Annotated in this window: 11 protein-coding genes and 1 tRNA gene; 9 read left to right on the top strand and 3 right to left on the bottom strand. The window is 70.2% G+C overall.

Annotation, left to right across the window (positions count from 1 at the left end):
- The first annotated feature begins 8 nt into the window (after nt 1-8).
- The 7 genes from IPH07_11335 (at nt 9) to IPH07_11305 (ending at nt 8,837) form a co-directional block, all read left to right on the top strand.
- Complete coding sequence (locus IPH07_11335; GenBank protein ID MBK6917983.1) at nt 9-1,361, top strand: hypothetical protein; 1,353 nt, start codon at nt 9-11, stop codon at nt 1,359-1,361.
- A 99-nt stretch (nt 1,362-1,460) separates the two neighbouring features.
- On the top strand, nt 1,461-2,522 hold the full coding sequence (locus IPH07_11330; GenBank protein MBK6917982.1) for a hypothetical protein: 1,062 nt from the start codon (nt 1,461-1,463) through the stop codon (nt 2,520-2,522).
- Nucleotides 2,523-2,853: 331 nt separating this feature from the next.
- The gene (locus tag IPH07_11325; GenBank protein ID MBK6917981.1) at nt 2,854-4,503 is read left to right on the top strand and encodes a DUF1592 domain-containing protein; all 1,650 of its coding nucleotides are present in this window, start codon (nt 2,854-2,856) and stop codon (nt 4,501-4,503) included.
- A 5-nt stretch (nt 4,504-4,508) separates the two neighbouring features.
- Nucleotides 4,509-5,978, top strand: a complete 1,470-nt coding sequence (locus tag IPH07_11320; GenBank protein ID MBK6917980.1) for a DUF1552 domain-containing protein — start codon at nt 4,509-4,511, stop codon at nt 5,976-5,978.
- 25 nt (nt 5,979-6,003) lie between these two features.
- Nucleotides 6,004-6,798, top strand: coding sequence for an SDR family oxidoreductase (locus tag IPH07_11315; protein ID MBK6917979.1), 795 nt, complete (start codon nt 6,004-6,006; stop codon nt 6,796-6,798).
- 57 nt (nt 6,799-6,855) lie between these two features.
- Nucleotides 6,856-7,911, top strand: a complete 1,056-nt coding sequence (locus tag IPH07_11310; protein MBK6917978.1) for an MBL fold metallo-hydrolase — start codon at nt 6,856-6,858, stop codon at nt 7,909-7,911.
- On the top strand, nt 7,908-8,837 hold the full coding sequence (locus IPH07_11305) for a thioredoxin domain-containing protein (GenBank protein ID MBK6917977.1): 930 nt from the start codon (nt 7,908-7,910) through the stop codon (nt 8,835-8,837). The genes IPH07_11310 and IPH07_11305 overlap by 4 nt, the downstream gene beginning before the upstream one ends.
- Before the next feature lie 24 nt (nt 8,838-8,861).
- Here the strand turns inward: IPH07_11305 and IPH07_11300 are convergent, their stop codons facing one another.
- The gene (locus IPH07_11300) at nt 8,862-9,731 is read right to left on the bottom strand and encodes a hypothetical protein (GenBank protein MBK6917976.1); all 870 of its coding nucleotides are present in this window, start codon (nt 9,729-9,731) and stop codon (nt 8,862-8,864) included.
- 250 nt (nt 9,732-9,981) lie between these two features.
- On the opposite strand from IPH07_11300, the gene IPH07_11295 reads away from it, so the two are divergent.
- Complete coding sequence (locus IPH07_11295; GenBank protein MBK6917975.1) at nt 9,982-10,299, top strand: hypothetical protein; 318 nt, start codon at nt 9,982-9,984, stop codon at nt 10,297-10,299.
- A 2-nt stretch (nt 10,300-10,301) separates the two neighbouring features.
- The gene (gene argH, locus IPH07_11290) at nt 10,302-11,615 is read left to right on the top strand and encodes an argininosuccinate lyase (protein ID MBK6917974.1); all 1,314 of its coding nucleotides are present in this window, start codon (nt 10,302-10,304) and stop codon (nt 11,613-11,615) included.
- Nucleotides 11,616-11,676: 61 nt separating this feature from the next.
- Here argH and IPH07_11285 read toward each other — a convergent pair whose 3' ends face one another.
- Together IPH07_11285 and IPH07_11280 are read right to left on the bottom strand one after the other, a co-directional pair.
- Nucleotides 11,677-12,471 (bottom strand): hypothetical protein, encoded by a 795-nt coding sequence (locus IPH07_11285; protein ID MBK6917973.1) that lies wholly within the window; start codon nt 12,469-12,471, stop codon nt 11,677-11,679.
- A gap of 19 nt (nt 12,472-12,490) precedes the next feature.
- Nucleotides 12,491-12,564, bottom strand: a tRNA-Ile gene (locus tag IPH07_11280).
- Nucleotides 12,565-12,640: the final 76 nt, after the last annotated feature.

Raw genomic sequence — 12,640 nt, 5'->3', positions numbered from 1 at the left:
GGTCGATCATGCAGGTACGTACGATCGCTCGTTGGGGACTCGCCATTTCGCTCGCAGGCGCGGCCGCCTGCAACGTCGGCGACGGTGGCGGCCCGCAGTTCGGTGGGGTCGAGGGCGACAGCACCGGTGCCGCGGACGCGGGCGCCGACGGCAGCACCGGCGCGGAAGATGCCGGCGAGTCGAGCAGCGGCGGGGCGCCGGCGGGCGGCGACGACGGCAGCCCGACCGACGCCTACCTCGAGGAGGCCAAGAAGGAGTTCCCGACCTATCTCGATCTGCACGAGAAGGTCATCAAGCGCACCTGCTCGCCCAATGGTGGCGTGTGCCACAACAAGAAGGAATATCCCGACCTGCACACCCCCGACACCATGCTGTCGATGATCGATGTGCCCTGCAACCTCGCCGAGACCGATCCGCTGAACCTCTTCGATGGCTGCGAGCCAGCGGGTGACCACCTGCGCTTCGTGACCGGTGGCAACCTCGCGTTCTCCAGCGAGGTCGCCTACGTGGTGCTGCACGACGACGGCATGGGTACCGTGACCAACGCGGTGGTCTACCTGCGCGATGCGATTCCCGCCGCCATGGCGATGCCGGGCGTGTTCGAGTCGGTGGTGTTCGAGCGTGCGACCGGTGGCGGGATGCTCACCGTCGGGCAGGTGGACGACGCGGTGTCCTATGCCCCCGGCATGAACGCGTTGCAGGTGAACGACTTCGCGGCGCTGCCCGACGCAACCCGCACGCTGCTCGAGTCCGAGGTTCGTGGCGGCGATCCCAACCGCAACGGCACGTTCGGCAACGAAGACCCCTACCGCATGCTGCTGCCGGGTGACGCGCGCAAGTCGTACCTGCTGCAGCGGCTGCAGGGCAACGTGCCGGGCAGCCCGATGCCGCTGGCCAACCAGCCGCTGTCCACGCCCGAGATCCTCGCGATCGCGTGCTGGATCGAGGGCGCCGTCATGCCCGAGGGCGCTGGCACCGAGGCGAGCATCGACTACGACAACTGCGACTACGCGGCCGAGTTCGGCGAGACGCCGAGCGGCAGCGGCACGACCTTCTCGGGCGCGGTCCAGCCGATCTTCGATGCGCGCTGCGCCGCCGGCGGCTGCCACGGCGACGTTGCGCCGGCCGCGGGCCTCGACCTGACGCAGGGCAAGGCCTACGACGCGTTGATGCAGGCGTCGCTGCAGAACCCCGACGTACCCCGCGTGACGCCGGGCAACCCGACCAACAGCTATCTGATGACGAAGCTGGTGGGTAACGGGCTGCAGGGCGTGCAGATGCCGCTGGCCGCGACGCCGCTGGGGCCCGAGGAGCTCGACGTGATCCGCACGTGGATCTCGTACGGCGCGCCGAACGACTGACGCTCGCGCGCGAGCGCGGCGCTGAAGACAGCCATGATGAACGCGATGAACGCGACGGTGCGCGCACGCGAGCGGGCGCGTTCGGATAGACTGCAACCCGTGGTGAGCTTGGTGCAGCGCGACATCGCACGTCCCAACCTGCGGCGGAGCACGGCTCCGCACTCGCCCACGCGCGTTGGGCTCGGGCTCGCGCTCGCGCTCGCGGCTGCGTGCAAGGCGGACGACGAGGGCGGCACCTTCGATTTCGGCCAGTCGACCACGGGTACGTCGGGACCACCCACCACCAGCGCCGGCTCGAGCGGCAGCGATGGCAGCGGCAGCGTCGGCAGCAGCAGCAGCGGCAGCGACGATACCGCCACGACCTCCGCGTCGGAGAGCAGCTCCGGTGGTGGTGAGTCATCGTCGGGTGGGCTGGTGACCGACTACTGCACCGGGCTCGACGTGCTCGTCGTCATCGACGATTCGGACACGATGCTCGAAGAGCAGGGCAAGCTCACCGCCGCGCTCAGCCCGTTCTTCGCGCAGCTCGACCAGCTGTTGCCCGGCATCATGGGCTCGATCCGCGTCGGTGTGATCACGACCGACGCGCCCGAGTTCGTGGTCGCCAACCCGAGCATGGCCTGCACGCCGTACGCGAGCGCGGCGACGTGGATGAGCTACGGGCCGACGTTGTCGACCGAGCTCGCCTGCGCGACCGCGGTCGGCACGATGGGCGACCCCGACGAGCGACCGATGCAGATGGCGATCGAGGCGCTCGGCCCGACGATGCTGCAGCTCGGCGGGCCCAACGAGGCGTTCCTGCGCGAGGACGCACCGCTGGTCCTCATCATCCTGACCGACGAGGAAGACGACCTCGAGGCGGTCACGCAGTGGGGCAGCGAAGGCGATCCGTCGGACTGGATCACTGCGCTGGCGGCCACGCAGGATGGGCACGTGCAGAACGTCGTGCCGATCGCGTTGGTCGGTGTCGCGGAGCCCAACGATTGCCCGTTCCCCTGGGACGGTGTGACCGGGGCCGAGATTGCGCCGCGGTTCGCCGAGTTCGTCGACGGCTTCCCCCACGGTGCGCTCGGGGACATCTGCGCCGCCGACTACTCGACGTTCCTCATGGCCGCCGCGACCGAGGTCGTGGACGCCTGCAACGCCCACGTCCCGGAGTGACGCCCCGCGATCGCGTCGCGAGGCGCGGGCTCGCGCCGTCGTGGTCGCGTTCGTTTGCGCGGGGGTCGAGCTCCCCAGCCTGGGGCTGCGAGACCACGCCGCAGCGGTGAGGGTGCAGCGAGCGTGGGAGTCGACACCTCCCGTGCAGCGCACGGGTGCCGCAGTTGCGCTGCGGCACGCGATCGCGTGACCGAACCCGCGTTGTGATCATCGCGGTGGTCGCAGTCTCGCCCGACGCCATCGCCCCTCGCAGTCCTCCTTCGCGTGCGCCGTCGCCTTCCCGACCCGGCCGGGCTCGTCTACCGTCGTTCGGGCAGGTTGGGAGATGGGCATGACACGCGCAAGAAGCTTGGCCTTGGCGGCGCTCGTGGGGGCGCCGCTCGCTTGCTATCGGGGCCCCGCCGGCGGCGGCGGCGGTGACGGGGCCAGCGACGGCACCGGCGGTAGCGGAGCCGCGGACAGCACCGGCGGTACGCCCGACGCGCCCGAGCTCGGTGGCGTCGGCCAGGTCGGCATGCGCCGGCTGTCGCGCGACGAGTTCGACAACACGATCTTCGACCTGCTCGGCGACGACACCCGACCGGGTGCGTTGCTGCTGGCCGAGGACGTCGTCGATCCATTCGACAACCAGATCGAGAACCAAAGCGCCAATCGTCCGCTCATCGAGGCGCTCGAGCAGCTCGCCGGCGACATCGCGACGCGCCTGCTCGCCGACACCGCGCGGCGCGACACCGTGGTCGGCTGTCAGCCCAGCGGTGTCGCCGACGAGCAGTGCCTGCGCGAGTTCACGACCCGCTTCGGTCGCCGCGCACTGCGAAGGCCGCTGGCCGACGACGAGGTGCAGCGCTACGTCGACCTCGGGCTGATGTTCGCCAACGACGAGCAGGACTTCTACGCCGGCGTCGGCGTGATCCTGCGGGTGTTCCTGCAGGACCCCGAGTTCGTCTACCGCGTGGAGCTCGGCACCGAGACCAGCGAGCCCGGTGTGTTCCGGCTGTCGGACTTCGAGGTCGCCACGCGACTGTCGTACTTCCTGCTGGGCACCACCCCCGACGACGCGTTGCTCGATCGCGCCGAGGCCGGCGAGCTGTCGACCAGCGACGACGTGCGGCAGGCCGCGAGCGATCTGCTGGCCGACGCACGGGCCATGGACCGCATCGACCGATTCCACTCGATGTGGCTGGGCTACTACCGCCTGCCGCACCCCGCCGATCTGACCAACGCGATGCGCACCGAGACACGCATGCTGCTCGAGAAGACCATCGTCCAGGACAAGGCCGACTGGCGCGGACTCTTCACGAGTTCGGGCACCTTCGTGAACGATCTGCTCGCGCAGCACTACGGCCTGCCGTCGCCCGGCGGCGACGCGTTCGCGTGGGTCGACTACGGCGACAGCGGTCGCAAGGGCCTGCTCAGCCAGGGCTCGTTCCTGTCGGTCGCGGGCAAGTACGGCGACACCAGCCCGACCCAGCGCGGCAAGCTCATCCGCAAGCGGCTGTTCTGCCAGACCATCCCGCCACCACCGCCCGGCGTGAACGTCGACGAGCCGCCACCCGAGGTCACGAGTCCCTGCAAGATCGATCGCTACAACATGGGTCAGATCGACGGCTGCGACAGCTGCCACTCGCTCATGGACCCGGTCGGCTTCGGGCTCGAGAACTACGATCAGCAGGGCCGCTTCCGCACCACCGATGCGGGCCTGCCCGAGTGCGTGATCGAGGGTGAGGGCGAGATCGACGGCAACCCGTTCCAAGGCCCCGCGGGCCTGGCGGACCTGCTGGCCGAAGAGGGCCTGCTCGACACCTGCATCGTGTACCAGAGCTACCAGTTCGCCATGGGCCACCCGGTCGGCGACGACGACCAGCGCTACGTCGACGACCTCGTGACTGGATTTTCCGAGAACGGCTATCGCTTCGACGAGCTGATGCTCGGACTCGTGAGCGACGAGGCGTTCCTCTATCGCCGCGAGGAGGAGGGTTAGTCGCCATGGTGAGCATCCCTGTCATCAAGCCCCTGCATCGGCGCACGTTCCTGCGCGGTCTCGGCGGCATCGCGGTGGGCCTGCCGGTGCTCGAGCTCATGCTCGATCGCCACGGCGAGGCGCTCGCGGCCGGCGGTGGTGTACCGTGCCGGTTCTTCGTCGGCTTCCATGGCCAGGCCATGGGCGGCGACGGCGATCCCGAGCCCGACCGCTACCGTCCGAGCGCGTTCGGCCCTGACTACGACCTCAAGGACGCGACCATGCCGCTGGGTAACTACGGCGACGTGCGGCAGCAGGTCTCGATCATCAGCAACCTGCGCATCCCCTACAACAACTCGGGGCCGGGCAGCTGGAACAACGCGTTCCACCTCGGGGCCTTGCCACCGCTGCTGTGCGGCGTGAGCAACCCCGACGACAGCAGCTACTGCCGCGGGGTCACGGCCGATCAGGTGGTCGCCGACGCGATCGGTGCCGACACCAAGTTCGCCTCGGGCCTGCAGTACCAGGTGCAGCCCTCGTGGTATCTGACCGACAGCGCGCCGTACGGCCGCGACGTGATCTCGTACAAGTCCGATGGTGGCGGCGGCGTGGTCGGCAACCCGGGCCAGATCAGCCCGCAGGCCGCCTTCGCGGCGCTGTTCCAGGGCTTCCAGCCGCCCGATCCCGCCGATGCGCTCGCGGCCCAGCGCGAGCTGGCGCGTCGACGCAGTGTGCTCGACCTCGTGCACGGCGACATCGATCGCCTGATGCCGAAGCTGGGCGCGGCCGACAAGGTCCGCATGCAGCGTCACCTCGACGAGATCCGCGATCTCGAGGCGCGGCTGGCCGCCATCGGTCCCGCCGCCGGCGGCGAGTGCATGATGTTCGCCGATCCCGGCGCCGACCCGGCGATCGGGGGCAACAACGCCACCAATGGCGGCGATGGCTTCGACACCAACGCCGGCTACAGCGACGAGGACACCCGCGCGCGTCGCTTCTCGGACCTCGTGCACATGGCCTTCGTCTGCGACCTCTCGCGCTCGGTGGCGATGCTGTACACGATGGCGCAGTCGCACATGAGTGCGTATCCGTTCACCAACATCCCCTACGATCAGCACGAGGTCGGTCACTCGGTCGGGACCACCGCGGCGGTGAGCCAGATCCTCGCGTGGCAGCTGGACCAGTTCGCGTACCTGGTCGCCAAGCTGCGCGACACCCCGGAGGGCGCCGGCAGCGTGCTCGACAACACCGCGATGGTGCTGCTCTACGAGGCCGGCCACGGCCTCGATCCCGCGACCGGCGACCCGAACCGAACCCACTCGACCGAGAACATGATCGTCACGACCGCCGGACGAGCCGGTGGGATGGTCGCGGGGCAGCACATCGACGGCGGCGGCCTGCACCCGGTGAACGTGCTCAACACGGCGATGCGAGCGGTCGGGGTCGACGCCGATCTCGGCGAGGTGACCGGCATCATTCCGGGCTTGCTGCCGTAGCCCGGCGGCCCGGACAATCGCGGGCGTGCAGGCCCGCTCCCCGTTTCGCCCCGATCTGTTCGCCGGAAAGGTCGTGCTCGTCACCGGCGGTGGCTCCGGCATCGGCCTCGGCATCGCGCGCGCGTTCGCGGCCCACGGCGCGCACGTGGCCATCCTCGGTCGCAGCGCCGCGCGGCTCGGGGCCGCGGTCGCTGACGACCCGGCCTCGTACGTGACGCTGCCGTGCGACGTGCGGCAGCCGTCGGCGATCGACGAGGCGCTCGCGCAGCTGCGGGCCCGTCACGGCGACATCGACGTGCTGGTCAACGCCGCCGCTGGCAACTTCCTCGCGCCGGCGGCGAACCTCTCGCCCAATGGCTTCCGCACCGTGCTCGAGATCGACGCCGCGGGCACCTACAACGTCTCTCGTGCGGTCTTCCTCGCGGGCATGCGCGAGCGTGGCGGCAGCATCGTGAACATCTCGGCCACGCTGCACTACGGCGGCACGCCGCTGCAGGTGCACGCGGCCGCGGCCAAGGCCGCGATCGATGCCATGACCCGCACGCTCGCGGTCGAGTGGGGCCCCGCCGGGATCCGTGTCAACGCGATCGCGCCAGGGCCCATCGCCGGCACCGAGGGCATGGATCGCCTGCTGCCCGCGTCGCTGCGCGAGCGGGCCGAGCAGGGCATCCCGCTGCGACGCATGGGTCGCGTCGTCGAGGTCGCGACCACCGTGCTGGCGATCGCCAGCGACGAGATCGCCGGTTATGTCACCGGCGCGGTCTGGGTCGTCGACGGCGGGGCGTGGCTGCCGGGCGGGCTCGGTACGTGGATGACGTGAGCGCGGGCGCGCGCGATTGACGGGACCATGGTCGGGTCGTAGCGTGCGGGCACGCCGATGCGTCGAACGATCGCCTCTGTCCCCCTGTTCATGGCGGTGCTCGCCTGTGGTGGTGCGCCGACGGTGGTGGGCGCGGGCAGCAGCAGCTCGGGGGCGGCGACCACCGCGTCGTCGTCGTCGGGCGCCGGCACGGCGGGCGAGACCAGCAGCGTCGGTGGTGGTAGCACGGGCGTCGGCACGGCGGGTTCGTCGGGCGGCGGCAGCGGTAGCTCGACCGCCGGTGGATCGAGCAGCGGCGACGTGCGTTCGTGCACCGGCGTGTTCCCCGAGCACTGGATCGACGGGCTCGACTGCGCCGAGCCGCAGATCATGGTCCACGCCTACGACGACGACACCGTGATCCTCCGCCAGTCACTGTGCACCAGCTTCGAGGGGCCGTTCTTGTACCTGTTGTTCGGCGGCGAGCGTGCGCTGCTGCTCGACACCGGGGCCGGCGGCATCCCGGTCGCGCAGACCGTCGGCGGCGTGATCGAGCAGTGGCTCGCCGAGCGCGGCCGCAGCAGCATCGAGCTGGTGGTGGTCAACACCCACGCCCACGGCGACCACGTCGCGGGCAACCCCATGTTCGAGGGCTTGCCCGGCGTCACGGTGGTCACGCCGTCGGTCGCGGGCGTCTCGAGCTACTTCGGTATCGACGACTGGCCCGATCAGGTGGTGCCGTTCGACCTCGGCGGCCGCGTGGTCGACATCGTGCCGATCCCGGGGCACCAGGCCAGCCACCTGGCGTTCTTCGATCACGGCGCCGGGCTGCTGCTGACCGGCGACACGCTGTACCCGGGGCGCCTGTACATCGAGGACTTCGCGGCCTACCGCGAGAGCCTCGCGCGGCTAGTCGCCAACGTCGATCCTGCGCAGGTCTGCCACGTACTCGGTACCCACATCGAGATGACCAACAGCCCCGGCGTCGACTTCGAGTTCGGCGCGGACCAACACCCCGACGAGCACGTGCTCGAGCTCGGCTGGGATCACCTCGTGGAGCTGAAGAGTGCGGTCGATGCCATGGGCTCGCCGCACATCGAGATCCACGACGACTTCATCGTGTACCCGCTATGACACCACGCCCACCGATCTCCCTCGCCCTGCTCGCCGCGCTGCTGCTGTCGTCGTGTGACGACCACGAGTCGAAGGACGCCATCGCGGGCCTGCAACAACGCCTCGACACGTTGTCGGCCGAGCAGACCAAGCTGCAGACCGAGGCCAAGGCCGACCACGACGCCTTGGCCGAGGAGAAGGCGGCACGCGAGTCGCTGGCCGGCGCGCTCACGGCCGCGACCGCGCGGATCGACGCGCTGGAGGCCGAGCAGCGCAAGGCGCGGGAGCTGCCCAAGGCCCCCGAGCGCCCGGTGGTCGCCGGGCGTCCAGTCGACGGTGTGCGCTACAAGGTCACGCTCGGCGACTCGCAGAGCGACGGCTCGCCCGACGCGAAGGTCACGATGGTGATGTTCACCGACTTCCAGTGCCCGTTCTGCGCGCGCGCCGACAAGACCGTCGCCGAGCTGCAGCGCGACTACGGCAACGACCTGCGCATCGTCGCCAAGCACAATCCGCTGGGCTTCCACGCCAACGCCGAGGGCGCCGCGCGGGCGGCCGAGGCCGCCGGCAAGCAGGGCAAGTACTGGGAGATGCACCGCAAGCTGTTCGAGAACAGCAGCGCGCTGTCATCGACGCAGATCGAGGGCTACGCCAAGGATCTCGGGCTCGACATGAAGCGCTTTCGCAGCGACCTCGACGACGCCGGCGTCACCGCGCAGATCGAGGCCGACAAGAAGCAGGCGAAGTCGCTCGGTGCCAACGGGACCCCGTCGTGGTTCATCAACGGCAAGTACCTCGCGGGGGCGCAGCCGAAGGCCTCGTTCGCGGCCGTCATCGACGCGGAGATCGCCGAGGCCGATAAGCTGATCGCCGCGGGCACCGATCGCAGCGCGTTGTACGAGTCGTTGATGTCGAGCGCGGCCGAGGGCGTGGGCGTCGGTCGCTGACGCCCGACGCCCGTGCACGTCGCGTCAGCGACGGCGGCGGCGGGCAGCGACACCGAACGTCATCACGCCCAACGCGGCCAGCAGCGCTGCGTTGCGCCCGCGCGCGCTGTCGCTGGGGTCGACCGCACACGAGATCGAGCCGCCCGCCTCGGCGCTGCAGCCACCGGCGTGGCACTCGCTCTCGGCATACCCTTCGACCTCGATCCCGAGTGCGACCCGGAGGCTGTCGACGCATTCCGCCAGGTTGCCGCCGTGGTCGACGTACTGGCCATCGCAGAACAGCGCGCCCTGCTCGACGTCGCACTCCGCCTTGCAGCCGCCCTCGACGTCGACCTTGCACTCGGCGAAGCCGCTGGCTTGGCAATCGATCTGACACTGCGCATTGACCTCGGCCTCGCAGCGACCCTCGCACGACGCCTCGCACTTGCCGGCGCAATCCACCGTGGGCGCGATCGCATCGCAGTGGCCGGAGCAGTGCCCCTCGCAGCTGGCTTCGCAGGAGGCGTAGCACTCGGTGCCCTGGCTGTCGCTGCCGCAGCGACCCTCGCAGTCGCCCTGGCAGTCGAGCACGCACTCGCCCTTGCAGTCGAACTCGCCCGGGTCGAGCTCGCAGCTGCCCATGCAGTCGGCGGTGCAGCTGGCGCTGCAATCGACGTCGGCGGTCAGGCCACACTCGCCGTTGCAGCTCACGCTGAGATCGGCGGCGCACTGGGCCTGCACACTGAGCGGCTGGCACGCGACCTCGCACGCGACGCCGCCCTTCACCTCGCACTGGGCATTGGCTTCGACGTGGATGTCGCCGCACGCTCCGACGCCGGCGTGGGCGTCACCGGGCACGGCGAGCGGGGTCAAGAGGGCGAGCAGGGGCAGACAGGAAGCGATCAAGCGTTGCATGCGTAGTCTCCTCGGGCTCGACGAGCGCGGGCGGGCGGGGAGCCCCGCCCAGACGCCGCCGATTCCCCTGTCGACGAGCATGGACGCGGGTCGATGCAAAGGGCAGGGGCGGCGCGCACGGCCCGACGCGGGACCGGACCGACGGGTGATCCCGCGCACGGCCCCGCGCTCGTGCACACCGGCGGCCTGGAGCGATCGGCGGCCACCTGCGGGGTCCGGGGGTCTGATACGGTTCGCCCCGAGGACGCCGATGACGATTCCCCAGCTGTTCGCCGCCATGCCCTCGCGCTATCGCGCCGGCAAAGTCGACCGTTCGATGAGCTACTACTTCTCGATCGGCGACCACAAGTACACCGTGAAGGTCGATCCCAAGGCCTGCACGGTCGAGAACGGCAAGACGGTGGAGAACGCCGACTGTGTGCTCAAGACCACGCCGGAGCTGTTCGAGAAGATGGTCATCCACGGCAAGATGCCGGGCCCGATCGACATCGCGCGCGGCAAGGTCAAGACCAACGACACCGGCGCGCTGATGAAGCTGCGCGAGCTGTTCGACTTCGCGGGCGTCTGACCGTGGCCCGCATCGCTCGCACCGCTGCGACCGGCGACGACCTCGACCCCGCGATGCTGGCGTGGTCGAGCTCCTACGGTGTCGATCGACGCCTGCTCGAGGTCGACTGCCGCGGCAGCATCGGCCACGTCGAGGGCCTCGCCAAGGCGGGACTCGTCGATGCCGACGAGGCCGCGCGCCTCGTCGCCGCACTCGCGAGCCTGCCCGCGCGGGTCGCCAGCGGCGAGGTCGTACTGCCCGATGACGAAGAGGACGTGCACATGGCGGTCGAGCAGCAGCTCGGCCGCGAGCTGGGGGCGTTGGCCGGCAAGCTGCACACCGGTCGCAGTCGCAACGACCAGGTCGCGACCGATCTGATGCTGTGGTGTCGCGGCGCGCTGGCCTCGATCGAGCGCGGCCTCGACGCGGTCTTGACCGCCGCGGCCGGCTTCGTCGCCACGCAGGGTGAGGTCGCGATGCCGGCGTACACCCACCGGCAGGTCGCGATACCGGTGCTGTCACGGCTGTGGATCGAAGGCGCGTTGATCGAGCCGCTGCGACGTGACCGTCGGCTGCTGCTGCTGTGTGCCGACGAGCTGGTCGCGTGCCCGCTCGGCGCCGGTGCGATCGCGGGCACCAGCCTGCCGCTGCCGGTCGACGCGACCGCGTCGGCGCTGGGATTCGCCCACGGCCCGCGCAACCCGATCGACGCGGTCGGTCACCGCGATCACGCGCTGTCGATCGCCTTCGCCTGCACGCGCATCGGTCTGCACCTGGCGCGCTTCGCTGCCGACGTGATCGAGCTGTGCTCCGATGGTCTGGTCGCGCTCGGCGGCGCGATCGCGGGCGGCTCGTCGATGATGCCGCACAAGCGAAACCCCGACCTCTTCGAGCTGGTGCGCGGCCACGCCGCGCTGCGGCACGGCGAGCTGACCGGACTGCTGGCGCTGTTTGGCGGGTTGGGCAGCGGTTACCACCGCGATCTGCAGCACGACAAGACGCTGCTGTTCTCGGCGGTCGAGGGTGTGTGCGGGTGCCTCGACATGACCGCGCTGGGGCTGCGGCACATCACGCTGGTCCCGGCGAAGTGCCGCGCGGCGCTCGTCGAGGGCGATGCGATCGCCACCGATCTGTGCGAGGCGCTCGTGCTCGAGGGGGTGCCATTCCGCGATGCCTACCGCAGCATCGGTGCGTTGGTCTCGGAGCTGCGGGCCGCGGGGCGCCGGCTCGCGAGCCTCGATGCGGCCGAGCTGGCCGCGCGTGGGCTGCCGGCGTCCCTGGCCGAGCGGCTCGATCCAGAGGCGGTCGCGCGACGACGCTCCGTGCCACGGCCGTAGCCGTCGTCGGTCGGTCGCGGGCGAGGTCACGGGCCGGGCCGCCGCGTCGGGCGGCCGGCGTTCAGTCGTCCTTGGGGACGACCTTGCGGACGCCTGGGCTGGCCTTGGGCGCGGGCTCGGCCGCCTTCGCGGCCTCGGCCTCGTCGGGGAAGTGCCCCGACCAGTACAGCAGACGGCCACACGACTCGCACTCCTGGATGTCGTCGCCCTTGCGCAGCAGCACGTAGATCTGGTGCGGGATGACCATCTTGCAGGCCATGCAGCGCTCGCGATGGGCGGCGACGAAGGCCAGGCCACCGAGGCGCTTGCGGATGCGCTCGTAGGTCGCGAGCAGCTCGGGCTCGAGCTTGCCGGTGAGCGAGCGACGGGAGCTGCGGAGCTTGCCGATCTTGGTCTCGACGCGGGTGCGCATCTCCGACAGCCGCACGCGCTCGGGCTCGGCAGCGGCGCGCAGCTCGTCGAAGGCCTTCTGCATGGCCTCGATGCGCTGCTCGGTCTCGGTGACCGCCCCCTGCAGCTTCTTGATCTCCTCGGTGCGCGCCGCGATCATCTTGCGCGTCGATTCGATCTCGCGTTGGCTCGCCGCCAGCTCGCGGGCGGTCTTCACCTGGTTGACGCGGGCCTTGCTCTGCCGGACGACGTCTTCTTCTTCGTCGAGCTGGGCTCGCTGCGAGCGCTCGAACGCCCGGGTGTCGTCACACTTCCTGCGCTCGCTCACCAGCATCGCTTCGAGCTTGGCGAGGTCTTGGTCCAGCTCGGCGAGCCGCGCAGGGATGGCATCGAGCTTGCGCTCGAGGGTGATCAGCTGGCGGTCGCGGTGTTGTAGCTCGTACAGCGCAGTGATCTGCGGATTCATGGGTGCTCGACGGGTGCGGTAGGCCCACCTGGGATCGAACCAGGGACCAGCCGGTTATGAGCCGGCCGCTCTGACCGACTGAGCTATGGGCCCGGACGAAAGCGGTGAAACTGCGCGAACCATAGGGACCGGACGCGAAAGCGTCAAATAGCGCGTGGCGCGCGCGGTT

The sequence above is a fragment of the Deltaproteobacteria bacterium genome (assembly GCA_016709225.1).
Lineage (GTDB): Bacteria > Myxococcota_A > Polyangia > Nannocystales > Nannocystaceae > Xiheibacterium > Xiheibacterium phototrophicum.
The sequence above is the reverse complement of the archived record's forward strand: the minus strand, read 5'-3'. Positions and strand labels throughout refer to the sequence as shown.

Coding starts and splice junctions, on each gene's coding strand:
- IPH07_11335 (MBK6917983.1), top strand. CDS start 9: ATGCAGGTACGTACGATCGCTCGTTGGGGACTCGCCATTTCGCTCGCA.
- IPH07_11325 (MBK6917981.1), top strand. CDS start 2,854: ATGACACGCGCAAGAAGCTTGGCCTTGGCGGCGCTCGTGGGGGCGCCG.
- IPH07_11320 (MBK6917980.1), top strand. CDS start 4,509: ATGGTGAGCATCCCTGTCATCAAGCCCCTGCATCGGCGCACGTTCCTG.
- IPH07_11310 (MBK6917978.1), top strand. CDS start 6,856: ATGCGTCGAACGATCGCCTCTGTCCCCCTGTTCATGGCGGTGCTCGCC.
- IPH07_11305 (MBK6917977.1), top strand. CDS start 7,908: ATGACACCACGCCCACCGATCTCCCTCGCCCTGCTCGCCGCGCTGCTG.
- IPH07_11300 (MBK6917976.1), bottom strand. CDS start 9,731: ATGCAACGCTTGATCGCTTCCTGTCTGCCCCTGCTCGCCCTCTTGACC.
- IPH07_11295 (MBK6917975.1), top strand. CDS start 9,982: ATGACGATTCCCCAGCTGTTCGCCGCCATGCCCTCGCGCTATCGCGCC.
- IPH07_11285 (MBK6917973.1), bottom strand. CDS start 12,471: ATGAATCCGCAGATCACTGCGCTGTACGAGCTACAACACCGCGACCGC.